This window comes from Phytobacter sp. SCO41 (genome assembly GCF_003073275.1).
GTDB lineage: Bacteria > Pseudomonadota > Gammaproteobacteria > Enterobacterales > Enterobacteriaceae > Phytobacter > Phytobacter diazotrophicus.
Genome location: NZ_CP027225.1, coordinates 2,239,803 through 2,253,225, shown reverse-complemented (window position 1 = coordinate 2,253,225; position 13,423 = coordinate 2,239,803). Strand labels below are relative to the sequence as shown.

11 protein-coding genes are annotated in these 13,423 nt (G+C 56.3%); 1 reads left to right on the top strand and 10 read right to left on the bottom strand.

Annotated elements, in window-relative coordinates:
* Nucleotides 1–39: 39 nt before the first annotated feature.
* A complete protein-coding gene (gene spy, locus C5523_RS10955) occupies nt 40–510 on the bottom strand; it encodes an ATP-independent periplasmic protein-refolding chaperone Spy (RefSeq protein ID WP_041851629.1) in 471 nt (156 codons plus the stop codon).
* Nucleotides 511–1,275: 765 nt separating this feature from the next.
* On the opposite strand from spy, the gene C5523_RS10950 reads away from it, so the two are divergent.
* Nucleotides 1,276–1,704 carry a hypothetical protein gene (locus tag C5523_RS10950; RefSeq protein ID WP_071195377.1) on the top strand — a complete coding sequence of 143 codons (429 nt, stop codon included), beginning with the start codon at nt 1,276–1,278 and terminating at the stop codon, nt 1,702–1,704.
* 79 nt (nt 1,705–1,783) lie between these two features.
* Here the strand turns inward: C5523_RS10950 and astE are convergent, their stop codons facing one another.
* The 9 genes from astE to hutU all read right to left on the bottom strand — a co-directional run bounded on the left by astE (nt 1,784) and on the right by hutU (nt 13,387).
* Entirely contained in the window at nt 1,784–2,749 is a 966-nt protein-coding gene (gene astE, locus C5523_RS10945; RefSeq protein WP_108701111.1) for a succinylglutamate desuccinylase, read from the bottom strand.
* Between the two features lie 11 nt (nt 2,750–2,760).
* A complete protein-coding gene (gene astB, locus C5523_RS10940) occupies nt 2,761–4,086 on the bottom strand; it encodes an N-succinylarginine dihydrolase (protein WP_108701110.1) in 1,326 nt (441 codons plus the stop codon).
* Nucleotides 4,086–5,561 carry a succinylglutamate-semialdehyde dehydrogenase gene (gene astD / locus C5523_RS10935; RefSeq protein ID WP_108701109.1) on the bottom strand — a complete coding sequence of 492 codons (1,476 nt, stop codon included), beginning with the start codon at nt 5,559–5,561 and terminating at the stop codon, nt 4,086–4,088. The genes astB and astD overlap by 1 nt, the downstream gene beginning before the upstream one ends.
* Entirely contained in the window at nt 5,558–6,592 is a 1,035-nt protein-coding gene (gene astA / locus C5523_RS10930; protein WP_108701108.1) for an arginine N-succinyltransferase, read from the bottom strand. The genes astD and astA overlap by 4 nt, the downstream gene beginning before the upstream one ends.
* Nucleotides 6,589–7,809 (bottom strand): aspartate aminotransferase family protein, encoded by a 1,221-nt coding sequence (locus C5523_RS10925; RefSeq protein WP_103245551.1) that lies wholly within the window; start codon nt 7,807–7,809, stop codon nt 6,589–6,591. Before C5523_RS10925 ends, astA begins: the two co-directional genes overlap by 4 nt.
* 401 nt (nt 7,810–8,210) lie before the next feature.
* A complete protein-coding gene (locus C5523_RS10915) occupies nt 8,211–9,296 on the bottom strand; it encodes an iron-containing alcohol dehydrogenase family protein (RefSeq protein WP_108701107.1) in 1,086 nt (361 codons plus the stop codon).
* A gap of 40 nt (nt 9,297–9,336) precedes the next feature.
* A complete protein-coding gene (locus tag C5523_RS10910) occupies nt 9,337–10,485 on the bottom strand; it encodes an alpha-hydroxy acid oxidase (protein WP_108701106.1) in 1,149 nt (382 codons plus the stop codon).
* On the bottom strand, nt 10,482–11,648 hold the full coding sequence (hisC, locus tag C5523_RS10905; protein ID WP_108701105.1) for a histidinol-phosphate transaminase: 1,167 nt from the start codon (nt 11,646–11,648) through the stop codon (nt 10,482–10,484). The genes C5523_RS10910 and hisC overlap by 4 nt, the downstream gene beginning before the upstream one ends.
* Before the next feature lie 56 nt (nt 11,649–11,704).
* Entirely contained in the window at nt 11,705–13,387 is a 1,683-nt protein-coding gene (gene hutU, locus C5523_RS10900; RefSeq protein WP_041851638.1) for a urocanate hydratase, read from the bottom strand.
* Nucleotides 13,388–13,423: the final 36 nt, after the last annotated feature.

Sequence of the window (13,423 nt, the reverse complement as noted above, 5' to 3'; positions counted from 1 at the left end):
GAGCAAGACCGGCGGTCTTGATGAGGGTTGCTGAATCAATTATTCAGCAGGTTGAGGCATTTTACCTTCTGGCGCCGGACGTTCTGTCAGACGCTTCTCAAAATTGGCATTAAACTGTTTTTTCTGTTCCGGCGTCAGAACATTGTAGATTTTGTTCTGGGTTTCCAGATGTGCCAGCATGTGCGCTTTACGCTGCTCATCCATCTTCGCGATTTGCGCTTCTGCTTTCGCTTTATCGAAGGTGTCACTGGCAATAATGTTGTGCATATCGCGGCGTTCTTGCAGCATCTGCTCATACTCGCCTTTCCTGATGTCGCGGATCTGCTGTTTCTGCGCATCCGTCAGGTTCAAACCTTTGAACATCATGTCATGATGAGGTCCGCGTGGGCCTTTATGGTGCATTGCCGGGCCGCCATCAGCCGGTGCGGTCGTGGTATCGGCAGCATGCGCCAGGTTAGCAGCGCCAAGAGCCAGGGTAGAGGCAACAAACAGAGCGGTGAGTTTACGCATAATATTATTCCTTACTATTCATGTTTTCTTGCGGCGTGTGCCGTATCGACGATATTCACTTTAGCGTTTTATTCGTCAATAAATCAGAGCATCAGTAAAACAATGAAAGTGTAAAAAACATTTTTACAGCAATTGTGGAGAGAATATGGATAAACGGAGGAGAGTGGCAAACCAAATATAACAGCAGGGAGTTTTACAGGTAATAGTGGAGATTATATAGTGCTGATGAATAATAACAAGCCAATGCAACAGGAATAATCTGCATATGCATTGAAAAAATATGCAAACTGGTAAGCCATGACTGATATATCACCATCTATAGTCAACGGATCCGCGACGCGGATCCGTTGACCACTTCCCGGCTTCGGCTGAGACCAAAAAGCCTTATCTCAAAAAGATGATGAGGCCGGCACCGATTCTTAAGCGTCTGCTGGTGTCGGGCAATACGCGATATGCACGCTATCGCAAAAGCTAAACACTTCCATTCCGACTTTCGCAAAAAGAATTAAAAGCGACTTTTTAGTATGGGTTGTTATATGACTATTTCGCGGCACGACATACCAACTATGGGTGTCTTCTTTGGTCATCGAATGCATGAGTATAGAGTAGTCAATAATTCTCGTTACGATGATAATAAACCGGCACTACCATCAATGGTAATACTACATGATCAGGTAACTTATTATTAAATTAAGTATTAAAGACACCCCCCCACAAAATTAGTCAAATAATCAATTTTTTCTAAATAGCCACAAACGTGCTCTGATGACCATTACCAACCCGCACGCTATTTCCGCAGTCAATGCGTTTTCAATTATGGAAACGATCTATTTTATGCGCCATTGCGCGCTATTGATCGCCTGTGATTCCGGTCCGGTTGCCCTTGCAGGCATGACTTCGATCGGCATCATTTCTATTTACTCGCAAATTGAGGCGAAAAACCGTTTACCGTTCAGGAATGGCGCTCAGGGTTGGAATGCATTAGGTATTGATGTTGCCTGTCCGGCTTACGGTCCCTGCGGCAGGCTGGTGAGCACAAACCCCAAAGAAACTACCGGGGTGTCCTTTGCTGAATGGTGTCCAAAAGACAAAACCTATGAGTGCATGCGTGGCCTGTCAGGAGAGACCATGGTCTACCTGATTAACCACTTCCTGCAATCTGATGACTATATTCCGCAGGTGGCTAACGCCTGACGGATCATTGCAAAGCACTTCGCAATAAAAAACGCGCCCGACGTGATGTCCGGGCGCGTTTTTCTTGATAGCGACTTTCCTAACTGATGCGCTCCAGCATCAATCCCGCCCGTAGCCCCACCGCGACCTTTGGATTAGGAAAGAGCACATATTCCTGATCGCGCTGGACAACGTAACGCTCGCCGCGATCTTCTGCCAGCAACGTTCCCGCCGCAAACGGGGTAAAATTGAGCGTATCGTCCGACATATAAAGCACGAACTCTTCACTGCGCCGTGTTAACTGCTGCACCACACGATAGCGTATCGGTGCGTTTTCCGCTTCGGGCACCACGTCGCCAGCAAGCAACGCTGCCAGCGCCCAGCGGGTACGTTCGAACTGGCTCAAATCATTTTCACCAAAAGGTAGCGCTTTACCAAGCTCCAGCGTACAGGAATGGGCCTGAAACTGTTCGCAGGTGTAGTGAGTAAAGGTTCCCGCCGGGGACTGATGGAAGACTAACGCTTCCAGCCCGGCATCGCCCAGCCATTTGAGAAAAATTTCATCCCAGGGTTCTGCACGCGCAGGCAGTACACCAAAACGTACATGATGAGAACCACGGATCGCCGTGTGCAGGTCAAGATGCCAGCGATCTTCATCATCTTCGGCGTAAAAATGGGTGACGGCCCGTTCCAGTTGTGCGGCGCGAATCGTCTCATCACTGGCCGGAAAACCTTGCCAGCGCGCGCCAAACATGCGGTTAAGGTCGCTGCGCAGAAAACGTTTATTCTGTCCCAGCGCCTGCGGGTTACCGATAATGATCAGCAAGCGCCAGCTTAAGGCCAGCGTCCCGTTCAGGAGCTGTTTTAACAGACCATCCAGCATCTCCACTGGCGCGGTTTCATTGCCGTGAATCGCGCAGGAAAGCACCAGAGAGCGCTTTACTGGCTTTGGGGGCACTAACTCCAGAACGCCCTGCTCATGCCATAACCAGTGGATCGCGCCAGCCTCCCCCACCGTCCTGCGGGGCATTTCACCTGACAGCGTCATTGCGAGAAAATTGTCCATACGGCCTCCTGTCACTGCTGGAAGGGATAAACGGAACCTAATCTCAACATTTGCGTCAACGTATCCAGTGCTTCCCGGCTCTCCCGTAATAGCATCGGATCAGCCAGATCGGCCTGCGTTAACCTGTCACGATAATAACGCTCAATCCACTCATTTAGTGCGCGGAACAGCACATCATTCATCATCACTGCCGGATTTACCGCACGCGCCTCTTCGTCCGTCAGGACGACGCGCAGGCGCAAACAGGCCGGGCCGCCGCCATTAGACATACTTTCGCGCAGATCAAACACCTTGATCTCGCTGATGGGGTTTTCTTGCTCAAGCAGCGTGGTCAAATAGCGCCAGGCGCCCGGATGCTCGCGGGATTCCTGAGGCAATATGAGCACCATGCTGCCATCTTCGCGGCTTAACAACTGACTGTTAAACAGATACGTTTGCACCGCATCGCTGACGGATACCTCAGCGTCGGGTACCTCCAGCGCCATAAACCCCGGCACCCGCGCACGCAACTGGCTAAACAACGCCTGTTGATGCAAGAACGCCTGCTCATGGCAGAAAAGCACCTGTCGGTTTGATACCGCGATAACATCATTATGGAAGACGCCCTGATCGATAACAGCAGGATTTTGCTGGGCGAAGATAACCTGTCGTGGGCAGACCTGATTAAGCCGCGCGACCGCCTGGCTGGCTTCCAGCGTCTGGCGGGCGGGATAGCGCCCTGGTGCGGCGTTGCTGCCCTCTTCTCGGCCATAAACAAACAACTGAACACCCGGCTCGCCGTAGTCGCCTCCAAGACGATTATGGTTAGCCGCCCCTTCATCGCCAAACATGGCCACCTGAGGCAATGCGGGATGCACGGCAAACTTACGCTCATCGCGGAAGATGGCTTTTAGCACCGCTTCGGTGGTCGGCGCTTCGATGGCCCGGTGAAATTTGTTATTGAGGTTAGCCACCGTCAGATGCACCCGCCCGTCGAGCGCATCGGCAGAGGGGCAGACCGTTGCCGCATTCGCCACCCACATGGATGATGCAGAGCTGACGGCAGAAAGCAGATGCGGTGAATGCGCAGCGGCTTTTTCCACCACCTGCTCATCACTTCCGCTAAAGCCCAACTGGCGCAGGACCGGGATGTTCGGCCTCTCCTGCGGTGGGATCACGGCCTGCACAAAACCGGCATCCGCCAGCGCTTTCATCTTTAACAGCCCCTGCTTTGCCGCAAGCTTCGGGTTAGAAACCTGGTGACGGTGTTTCGTCGACGCCTCGTTACCGAACGACAGTCCGGCATAATGGTGCGTCAGGCCCACCAGACCATCGAAATTGACTTCCCGCGCTTTCATCACCTCTCCTCCCGGCTGAAATCAAGCCCCGGACTGAGCGATTGCGGCAAGGCCAGCTCTGCCGATTCAAGGCTCGCCATAGGCCAGGCGCAGTAATCGGCGGCATACCAGGCGCTGGCGCGATGGTTACCCGAGGCGCCCACTCCACCAAATGGCGCGGTGCTCGCGGCGCCGGTGAGCGGTTTGTTCCAGTTGACGATCCCGGCCCGCGCCTCCAGCAGCAACTGGTCGAACTGTTCACGGTCCGGCGAAATCAAACCACAGGCCAGCCCGTAACGCGTGTTGTTTGCCAGCGTGATGGCCTCGTCAAAGTCCTCATACCGCCAGACACAGAGCAACGGTCCAAAGACCTCTTCATCCGGCACATTCTGCGCCTCCGACATCTCAATAATGCCAGGGCTCAGCAGTGAGGTGCCGGGCTGTAGCAGACGAGGTTCAAGCAAGGTTTTACCGCCACGTTCGACGTGGCCCTGCCAGGCCTGCCAGACATGCTGTGCCGCTTGTTCCGAAATCAGCCCGCCAAAGAAGGGCTGTGGATCCGCATCCCAGGCCGCAGGTGTCAGCCGTGAGGAGACCTCCACCAGACGGCGCAAAAACGCATCCCCCGCTTCGCCCCGTTTGACCAGCAGACGACGCGCGCAGGTACAACGCTGCCCGGCGGTGATAAACGCCGATTGGATGGTCAGATGGACGGCTGCGTCAAGATCCGCCGGGTCTTCAACAATCAGCGGATTGTTGCCGCCCATCTCAAGGGCCAGGATCTTCTCCGGCTGCCCGGCAAGCTGGCGATGTAACTGGAAACCGGTATTGGCGCTGCCGGTAAAGAGCAGACCATCAATCCCTTCCAGGGCACTGAGCGCCTGGCCGGTCTCCCGTCCCCCCTGCACCAGGTTCAACACGCCCGGCGGTAACCCCGCCTCTTCCCACAGTTTGACCACCGCCTCGCCGGTCCACGGCGTCAGCTCGCTGGGTTTGAAAATCAGGGTATTTCCCGCCAGCAGGGCCGGAATAATATGCCCGTTGGGGAGATGTCCCGGGAAATTGTAGGGGCCAAACACCGCCAGAACGCCATGTGGGCGATGGCGCAGCGTGGCTGCGCCGTCCGGCATCTCTGTGTGCTGAGTGCCGGTCCGCGCGTGATACGCTTTTACCGAAATGGCGGCTTTATTGATCATCGCCGTGATTTCCGTGGTCGCTTCCCAGCGCGGTTTCCCCGTTTCGCGGGCGATAATCTCAGTTAATGCGGCTTTGTTGGCTTCCAGCAGTCCGGCGAATTTTTCAACAATAGCCTGACGCTGGCTAAACGCCAGTTTTGCCCAGGCCGGAAACGCGGCGCGTGCCGCCTCGCAGGCTAAACCGACCTGAGAAGCATCGGCATCATTACCCTGCCACAGCGTTTCGTTACTGACCGGGTTCGTTTTGCTACGTCGGGCACCCAGCCCCGCAATCCACTCACCGTTAATCCATTGAGTCATGATTTTTTATCCTCTGCGCACAGGCGTACCAGGCGAACTTTGTCGCCCGGGTGACATTTAAGAGCATCAAGTTGTGCAGCGCTCAGCACCAGCCGTTCCGTTGCCGGGTCGGCATAGATAAGCATGGATCTGAATTGATGATATTGCTCGTTGGCTACCATGCAGGCAGGCCATTCCCCAGGCACAGGCTCTCCTTGTACCACCTCCACCAGTCGGCTTTTACGGATTGCGCGAACGCGATCAATGTCGCACTCAAGGGTTGGCCCGCCGTCGAAAATGTCGACATAATTGCAGTAGCGAAAACCTTCTTTCTCCAGTACCGCGCGAGCTGGCGCGGTTTGCGGGTGTACCTGACCAATCACCGCTTGCGCCTCGGGCGAGAGAAAATCGGTGTAGATGGGGTGCTTCGGCATCAGTTCGGCGATAAACGCCTTCTGCCCGGTGCCGCACAGGTAATCCGCACGGGCAAATTCCATTGAAAAGAAGCGCTTACCAAGGCTCTCCCAGAATGGTGAATAACCGGTCTCGTCGATGACCCCGCGCATCTCGGCCACCACTTTTTCGTTAAAGCGATCGCGGAACGCGGCCATAAACATAAAACGCGATTTAGAAAGCAGATAACCATTGCCCTCTTTGCGCCAGGCCGGGTCGAGAAATAAGGTGCAAAGTTCGCTACTGCCCGTATGGTCATTGCTGAGGAACAGCGTGGGGAGCGCGTTATAAACGTTCAGCTCTTTTGAGGCATGGACCAGCGTGCCGACGCGGTAGTTATACCAGGGGTCGTTGAGGCCCACGGCGACCTCAATGGCGCAGATCCCGGCCACTTCGCCGGTCTCTACGACTTCAAGGACAAACACATACCCCTGTTCGCTTTTCGCCAGCTCCCCGCGCCAGGTTTTCAGGGCGCGCTCGATGCGCGCAGAGAGCGTGGCTTCGTCCGCAGGCAGCGAGGTCAACCCCCCGCCTGTTTTTCCAGCCAGCGCCATCAACGCCGGAAGATCGTCGTGCTCAACAGGACGAATCACCATCATGATGGACACCCCGCAAGGAATTTATCGCAGGCGATACCAAAGCGTGCCAGCCCGCGAGAGACTTCATCTTCGCTAATATTGAGCGCAGGCGCGAAACGCAACACATTTGCCCCGGCAATCAGCACCATGACGCCCTCAGTGGCGGCCAGTTGCGAAATCTGTTTCGCTTTTCCGGCGTATTCAGCGTTGAGTTCGCAGCCAATCAATAGCCCCAGACCGCGAATTTCACGGAACAGGCCGCAGCGCGCATTAATGGCCTGCAACTGCTCGTTAAACCACTGGTGGCGCTGTTTGACGCCATCGAGCGTCTGACGGGTGTTCACAATATCCAGTACCGCACCGGCAACCGCAGAGGCAAGCGGGTTACCGCCGTAGGTCGTACCGTGGGTGCCAACGGTCATCACGCGGGCATATTTCTCACGAGCCAGCATCGCCGCTACCGGGAAACCACCGCCCAGCGCTTTGGCGGTGGTCAGCACGTCAGGCGTTACGCCATAGTGCATATACGCATAAAGTTCGCCGGTACGCCCGACGCCCGTTTGTACCTCATCGAAAATCAGCAGCGCATTATGGCGATCGCACAGCTCACGCAGCCCCTGTAAGAACGCGGTGCTGGCCGGCACCACGCCGCCCTCACCCTGCATCGGCTCAACAATCACCGCACAGGTATCGTCATTGATAAGCGCACTGGCCGCCGCCAGGTCGTTGTACGGGGCATGGGCGATATCCGGGGGTAAAGGGGCAAAATCCTGCGAGTAGGCAGGCTGACCGCCTGCACTTACGGTAAACAGCGTGCGACCATGGAAAGCGTTTTTGAACGCCACAATGCCGGTTTTCTTGCCGCCATAGGTATCGTGAGCATATTTGCGCGCCAGTTTCAGCGCCGCTTCATTGGCTTCTGCCCCGGAGTTACAGAAAAAGACTTTCTCAGCAAACGTGGCGTCGATTAAGCGTTTTGCCAGACGTAATACCGGCTCATTGGTATAGCCGTTTCCGGTATGCCAGAAGCGCGAAGCCTGCTCGCTCAACGCTTTGCATAACGCGGGATGGGCATGGCCCAGCGCATTAACGGCGATGCCACCTGCAAAGTCGATGTACTCTTTATCGTTCTGGTCCCAAAGGCGCGAACCCTCGCCACGGACCGGAATGAAAGGCGCTGGCGCGTACACAGGCATCATCCATTCATCAAAGTTCTCACGCGTAATTGACTGTGACATAGCGACCTCATCCGGTAAATAATTGGTTGAATATATGTTAAAAAATATGAGTATTTACGCTGTAAATGTATATTGCACAGGGCGTGCCAGCCAGCCATCAAAATGCATAAACGCGGCCTGACAACGAAATATCAATAAGTTAAAACCTGTCGCTATTCACTTAAATTGCATAAAAAGTGAATAATATTAGATGAAGTCTGGATGGCGGAGGGAAAATCAGAAAGATTATGCAGCGATAAAATATAATTCTGGATCTGTGATCGTCTGCGAAATTTATCGGTAAATCCTGCGACAATTTGGGGCATCACGCACTGCCATGGGGCAATTATCCTGTTCAACAGAATAAAAAAGCTGGCTTCGTTGCCAGCTTTTTGAGTGCTATGACGTAACAGGTTCTTGAATCAGAGTTGCTCTGCCATCGCTTCGACGCGCGCAATCGCCTGGTAGAGCGCCTGTGCGGTAACGTTATCCGGCATATTTTTCATATCCGGGGCATGCAATGACATTTGCACAATTTGCTCAAGCTCACCGGTATCAAGCGCGGCAATATCACTCAGGCGCAGCGGTACCGCGCAGGCATGCGCCAGACGTACCGCCTCAAGTAGTTCGTCATCACTACGATTTTCCAGCGCCAGCAAACACAGGTTGCCAAAGCCCACCAGGAGCCCATGACCAAATTCGCGGGTTTTATCACAGACCGTAAAGCCTTCATAAATCGCATGGGCGGCGGCGGCATGCGCACCGCTGCTCATCAGCGATGTCAGCCCGGCAAACATAAATATGGCATCCAGCACCTGTTCCAGCGCGGCGTTGGGTTTGCCTGCCCGCACGGCGTCGCAGGCGGCAGGTCCGTGGGCCTTAATCAGGTCATAACAGATACGGCTGTTGGCGCTGGAAGCCTGCGCGACGCCGCTGTGGTTCTGATGCCGCACGCTAATAGCACGGAATTCGTACCATTTTGCCAGCGTGTCGCCAAGGCCCGCCGCCAGCCAGCGCAGCGGCGCGGTGGCCAGAATTTCGCTGTCGATAATAACCGCAGCGGGCGCCTGCGCTAAGGGGAAAAGATCGCGAAAATGACCATTGGCGTGATAACGAATGGTCAATGGCGTCACGGCCGCACAGGTCGCTGCGATGGTGGGAATGGTAACAACCGGCATATGCGTCTGTACCGCAACGGCTTTACTGGTATCAAGTGCTTTGCCGCCGCCGACGCCTATCACCAGATCCGCCCCTGTCACCTCGACCTGGTGGGCCAGGCGCTGGATATTCTCTTCACTGCACACGCCGCCAAACCATTCCAGGCCCACCAGTTCGACCGCAGAGGCCGCCAGTTGATGGCGAATCTGTGTGTTCACCGCTGCCAGCCCGGCATGCCCGCCAATGACAAGTGCGCGTTTGCCCAACGCGGCGCACACCCCGCCAAGGCGGTTGATAACGCCTGCGCCACGTAAAATTTGCGCCGGGAAGATGATATTCAGTGCCTGCATAATTGACTCTCCGTGATAAACAAACCAGCCCCCTTCTCTGTCAGGATTGAGGACGCAGCAAATGTGGCCCTAAGCGGGCAATAGACGTACATCCCAACTGTGCCAGGGTGCGGTCAACTTCCTGCAAAATCAGCGCCAGAGCCTGCTTCGCCCCGGCCTCACCGTCAGCGGCCACGCCATAGAGCATTGGCCGCCCGAGTAACACCCCGTTTGCCCCCAGCGCCAGTGCTTTCACCACGTCGGTACCACGGCGAAAACCGCTGTCGATAAGGATTGTGGCCTCCGTCCCGCAGCGGCGACGAACCTCGGGTAGCACCTCCATGGCGCTCACTGAACCATCCAGTTGCCGCCCACCGTGGTTAGACAGCACAATGCCATCGGCGCCTGTGGCAAAAGCACGGGTTGCGTCATCCGGCGCGAGAATACCTTTCACCAGCAGCGGCCCCGACCACTGGCTGCGGATCCACGCCAGCGTCTCCCAGGTCAGGCGCGTATCCATTTGCCCGGCAAAATAACTGGCGCCCCCGGCGCCCCGCTGTTTATCCGCCGGGACATAAGGCGTTAAGTTACCAAACCCCGGTACCCCCGCAGGCCGGATGGTGCGCCACACCCAGGCCGGATGTAACGCGATATCAAACAAACTGGAGAGGGAGAGCTTCATCGGGCGGCGGTAATTGCGTTTATCTTTTTCACGATTGCCGAAATGTACCGCATCAACGGAGACCACCAGCGTGGTGCAGCCTGCCGCTTTTGCACGGGCAAGTAGCCCCAGGGTGACCGTGCGGTCTTTAAGTACATAGAGCTGAAACCAGTGTTGAGGCAGATTTTCAGCGGCGATCTCCTCAATCGCAGCGGTCGAGACGGTGCTCTGGATATAACCAATCCCGGCATCTCTGGCGACACGCGCGAGCATCGCATCGGCACCATAACGTAACATGCCGTTATAACCGGTAGGGGCAATCAGCAGCGGCGCCGCCAGTTTCTGCCCAAAGAGGGTGACCGCGAGATCGCGTTCGCTCGCCTCGTTGAGTACCGGGGGAATAAAACGCCAGCGGGCAAAGACACTGCGGTTATCGCGCAACGTTTGCTCGTCATCCGCGCCCCCTTCCAGATAACTAAAAGCAAAACGCGGTAGCGCCCGTCTGGCGCGATGGCGCAATTCTTCGATATTCAGTGCCGGTCGTTTCACGCCGCCCCCTGCGCGAGGATCGCTTTCAGGGCGTCGATAAACTGCTGATTATCCTCTTCGTTGCCAATCGACACCCGGATCCACCGCTCATAGCCTGGCTCCCGCCACGGCTTGATGATGACGCCATAGCGCAACAACTGCTGCGCCATCTCGCCGCTGGACCGTCCACAGTCAAAGAAGAGGAAATTGGCATGAGAGGGCGCTACGTAAAACCCCAGCCTTGTAAGCTCTGCGGCCATGCGCTCCCGCTGCACGCGCATCAGAGCAACGCTCGCTCTCACATGCGCCTGGTCGCCTATCGCCGCCACCGCTGCCGCCTGCGCCGCGCGGTTAATATTAAAGGGCGTACGCACGCGGTTGAGCAGATTGACCAGTTCAGGATGACTGGCTAAGCCATAGCCCACGCGCAGCCCCGCCAGGCCATAAGCCTTCGAAAAGGTCCGCAGCACGATCCACGGGCGCGACTGCGCCGCCAGCACTGCCAGACTGTCGGGATAATCCGGGTCGTCCTGGCAATATTCGAAATAGGCTTCATCAATGACCAGCACACACTCCTGTGGCGCGGCGGCAATGATGCGGGCAAAATCGTCTTTGTCGAGCATGCACCCCACGGGGTTTGACGGATTGCTGAAAATGACCATTTTCGCGGGCGTGGAGAACGCTTGCTCCCAGGCCACAACATCAAACTGCTGGTGTTGATCCACCCCGACCAGGGTTACATCTGCCCCCATCATGCGCGGGAAAATCTCGTGCAGGCCAAAGGAAGGGATCAGCGTGACAACGCGGTCGCCAGGGTTAAGAAAAGCCAGCGCCAGCATATGCAGGATGTCTTCTGAACCATTGCCGGTGACAATCTTATCGGCGCTCACACCGGTATAGTTCGCCAGCGCATCACGCAATTGGCCGCTGGCGGCATCGGAATAGACCGCGCTAAAACCGGCATCCTTCTGTAAAGCCGATACCACCTGCGGGCTGGCGCCTGACGGGTTTTCATTACTGGCCAGTTTGGCGATATGCGTTACGCCATATTGCTGTCGTACCGCCTCTGCCGACAGCCCGGCGTTATACAGCCCCAGGCTACGTGCCGTAGGGCGGGCAAGGTTGTTGAGCGTCTGGTGTTGTAAAGCAAAAAGCGGGTCGGAAACTGCGACATCTGAAGCCATTACTCCCCCTCCGGGAAAAGCCGGATAACCGCGAACGGCCTGTCCGGCATTCATCATCAGATCATGGGTAAATTCAGGTGGTTACGCTGCGCGCAGGCTTTTGCCTGTTCATAACCCGCGTCCGCGTGGCGCATAACACCGGTGGCCGGGTCATTCCACAGCACGCGCGCCAGCCGCTCATCCGCCTCTTCGCTCCCATCACAGACGATGACCATCCCGGCGTGCTGAGAGAAGCCCATCCCCACACCGCCGCCGTGGTGCAGGCTGACCCAGGTCGCGCCACCGGCGGTATTGAGCAGCGCATTGAGTAGCGGCCAGTCGGAAACTGCATCGGAACCGTCTTTCATCGCTTCTGTTTCACGGTTTGGCGACGCCACAGAGCCGGTATCCAGATGGTCACGGCCAATCACAATCGGCGCTTTTAATTCACCATTGCGCACCATTTCGTTAAAGGCCAGACCAGCAAGATGGCGTTCCCCCAGGCCAAGCCAGCAGATACGTGCAGGCAGCCCCTGGAACGCAATGCGCTCGCGCGCCATATCCAGCCAGTTAATGAGATTAGCGTTATCCGGGAAGAGCTCTTTCAGTTTGGCGTCGGTCTTGTAGATATCTTCCGGGTCGCCGGAGAGCGCTACCCAGCGGAAGGGGCCTTTACCCTCGCAGAAGAGCGGGCGAATATAAGCAGGAACGAATCCGGGGAAATCAAAGGCATTGGTCACCCCTTCCTCTTTGGCAACCTGGCGAATATTGTTGCCGTAATCGACGGTCGGGATCCCCATCGCGTGGAAATCGAGCATCGCCTGCACGTGTTTCGCCATGGACGCGCGGGCCGCTTTCACCACCGACTGCGGGTCGGACTGGCGCGCCTGCTGCCATTTTTCCAGGCTCCACCCCTCCGGCAGATAACCGTTGAGCGGATCGTGCGCCGAGGTCTGATCGGTGACGATATCCGGGCGCAAACCGCCTGCTTTCGCCCGCGCCGCCAGTTGGGGCATCAGTTCGGCGGCGTTACCCAGCAGGCCAACGGAGATGGCTTTGTTCTCAGCGCAGGCTTTTTCAATCATCGCCAGAGCCTCGTCGAGGCTGTTGGTTTTGTAGTCGAGATAGCGCGTACGCAGACGGAAATCGATGCGCGATTCCTGGCACTCAATCGCCAGCACGCACGCGCCCGCCAGCACCCCTGCCAGCGGCTGTGCGCCGCCCATACCGCCCAGCCCGGCGGTTAAAATCCACTTACCACGCAGACTACCGTTGTAATGCTGGCGGCCCGCTTCGGCGAAGGTTTCGTAGGTGCCCTGCACAATGCCCTGCGCACCGATGTATATCCAAGAACCGGCGGTCATCTGGCCGTACATCATCAGACCCGCTTTATCCAGTTCATGAAAATGTTCCCAGTGCGCCCAGTGGGGAACGATATTGGAGTTGGCAATCAATACGCGCGGGGCGTTGGTATGGGTACGAAAAACACCGACCGGTTTCCCCGACTGTACCAGCAGCGTTTCGTCTTCCCGCAGCTTGCGCAGGCTCTCAAGGATCGCCTCAAAGGCGGGCCAGTTGCGGGCCGCTTTGCCGATACCGCCATAAACCACCAGATCTTCCGGGCGCTCGGCGACATCCGGATCGAGGTTGTTCTGAATCATGCGGTAGGCCGCTTCGATCAGCCAGTTCTGGCAGCTCAGTTCGCTCCCCTGGGGAGCACGGACAACGCGGGCTTCGGCATTTTTGTGTGGCGCATTCATGTTCATTTCCTTCTCTAAATTTGAATTTTTTGCACA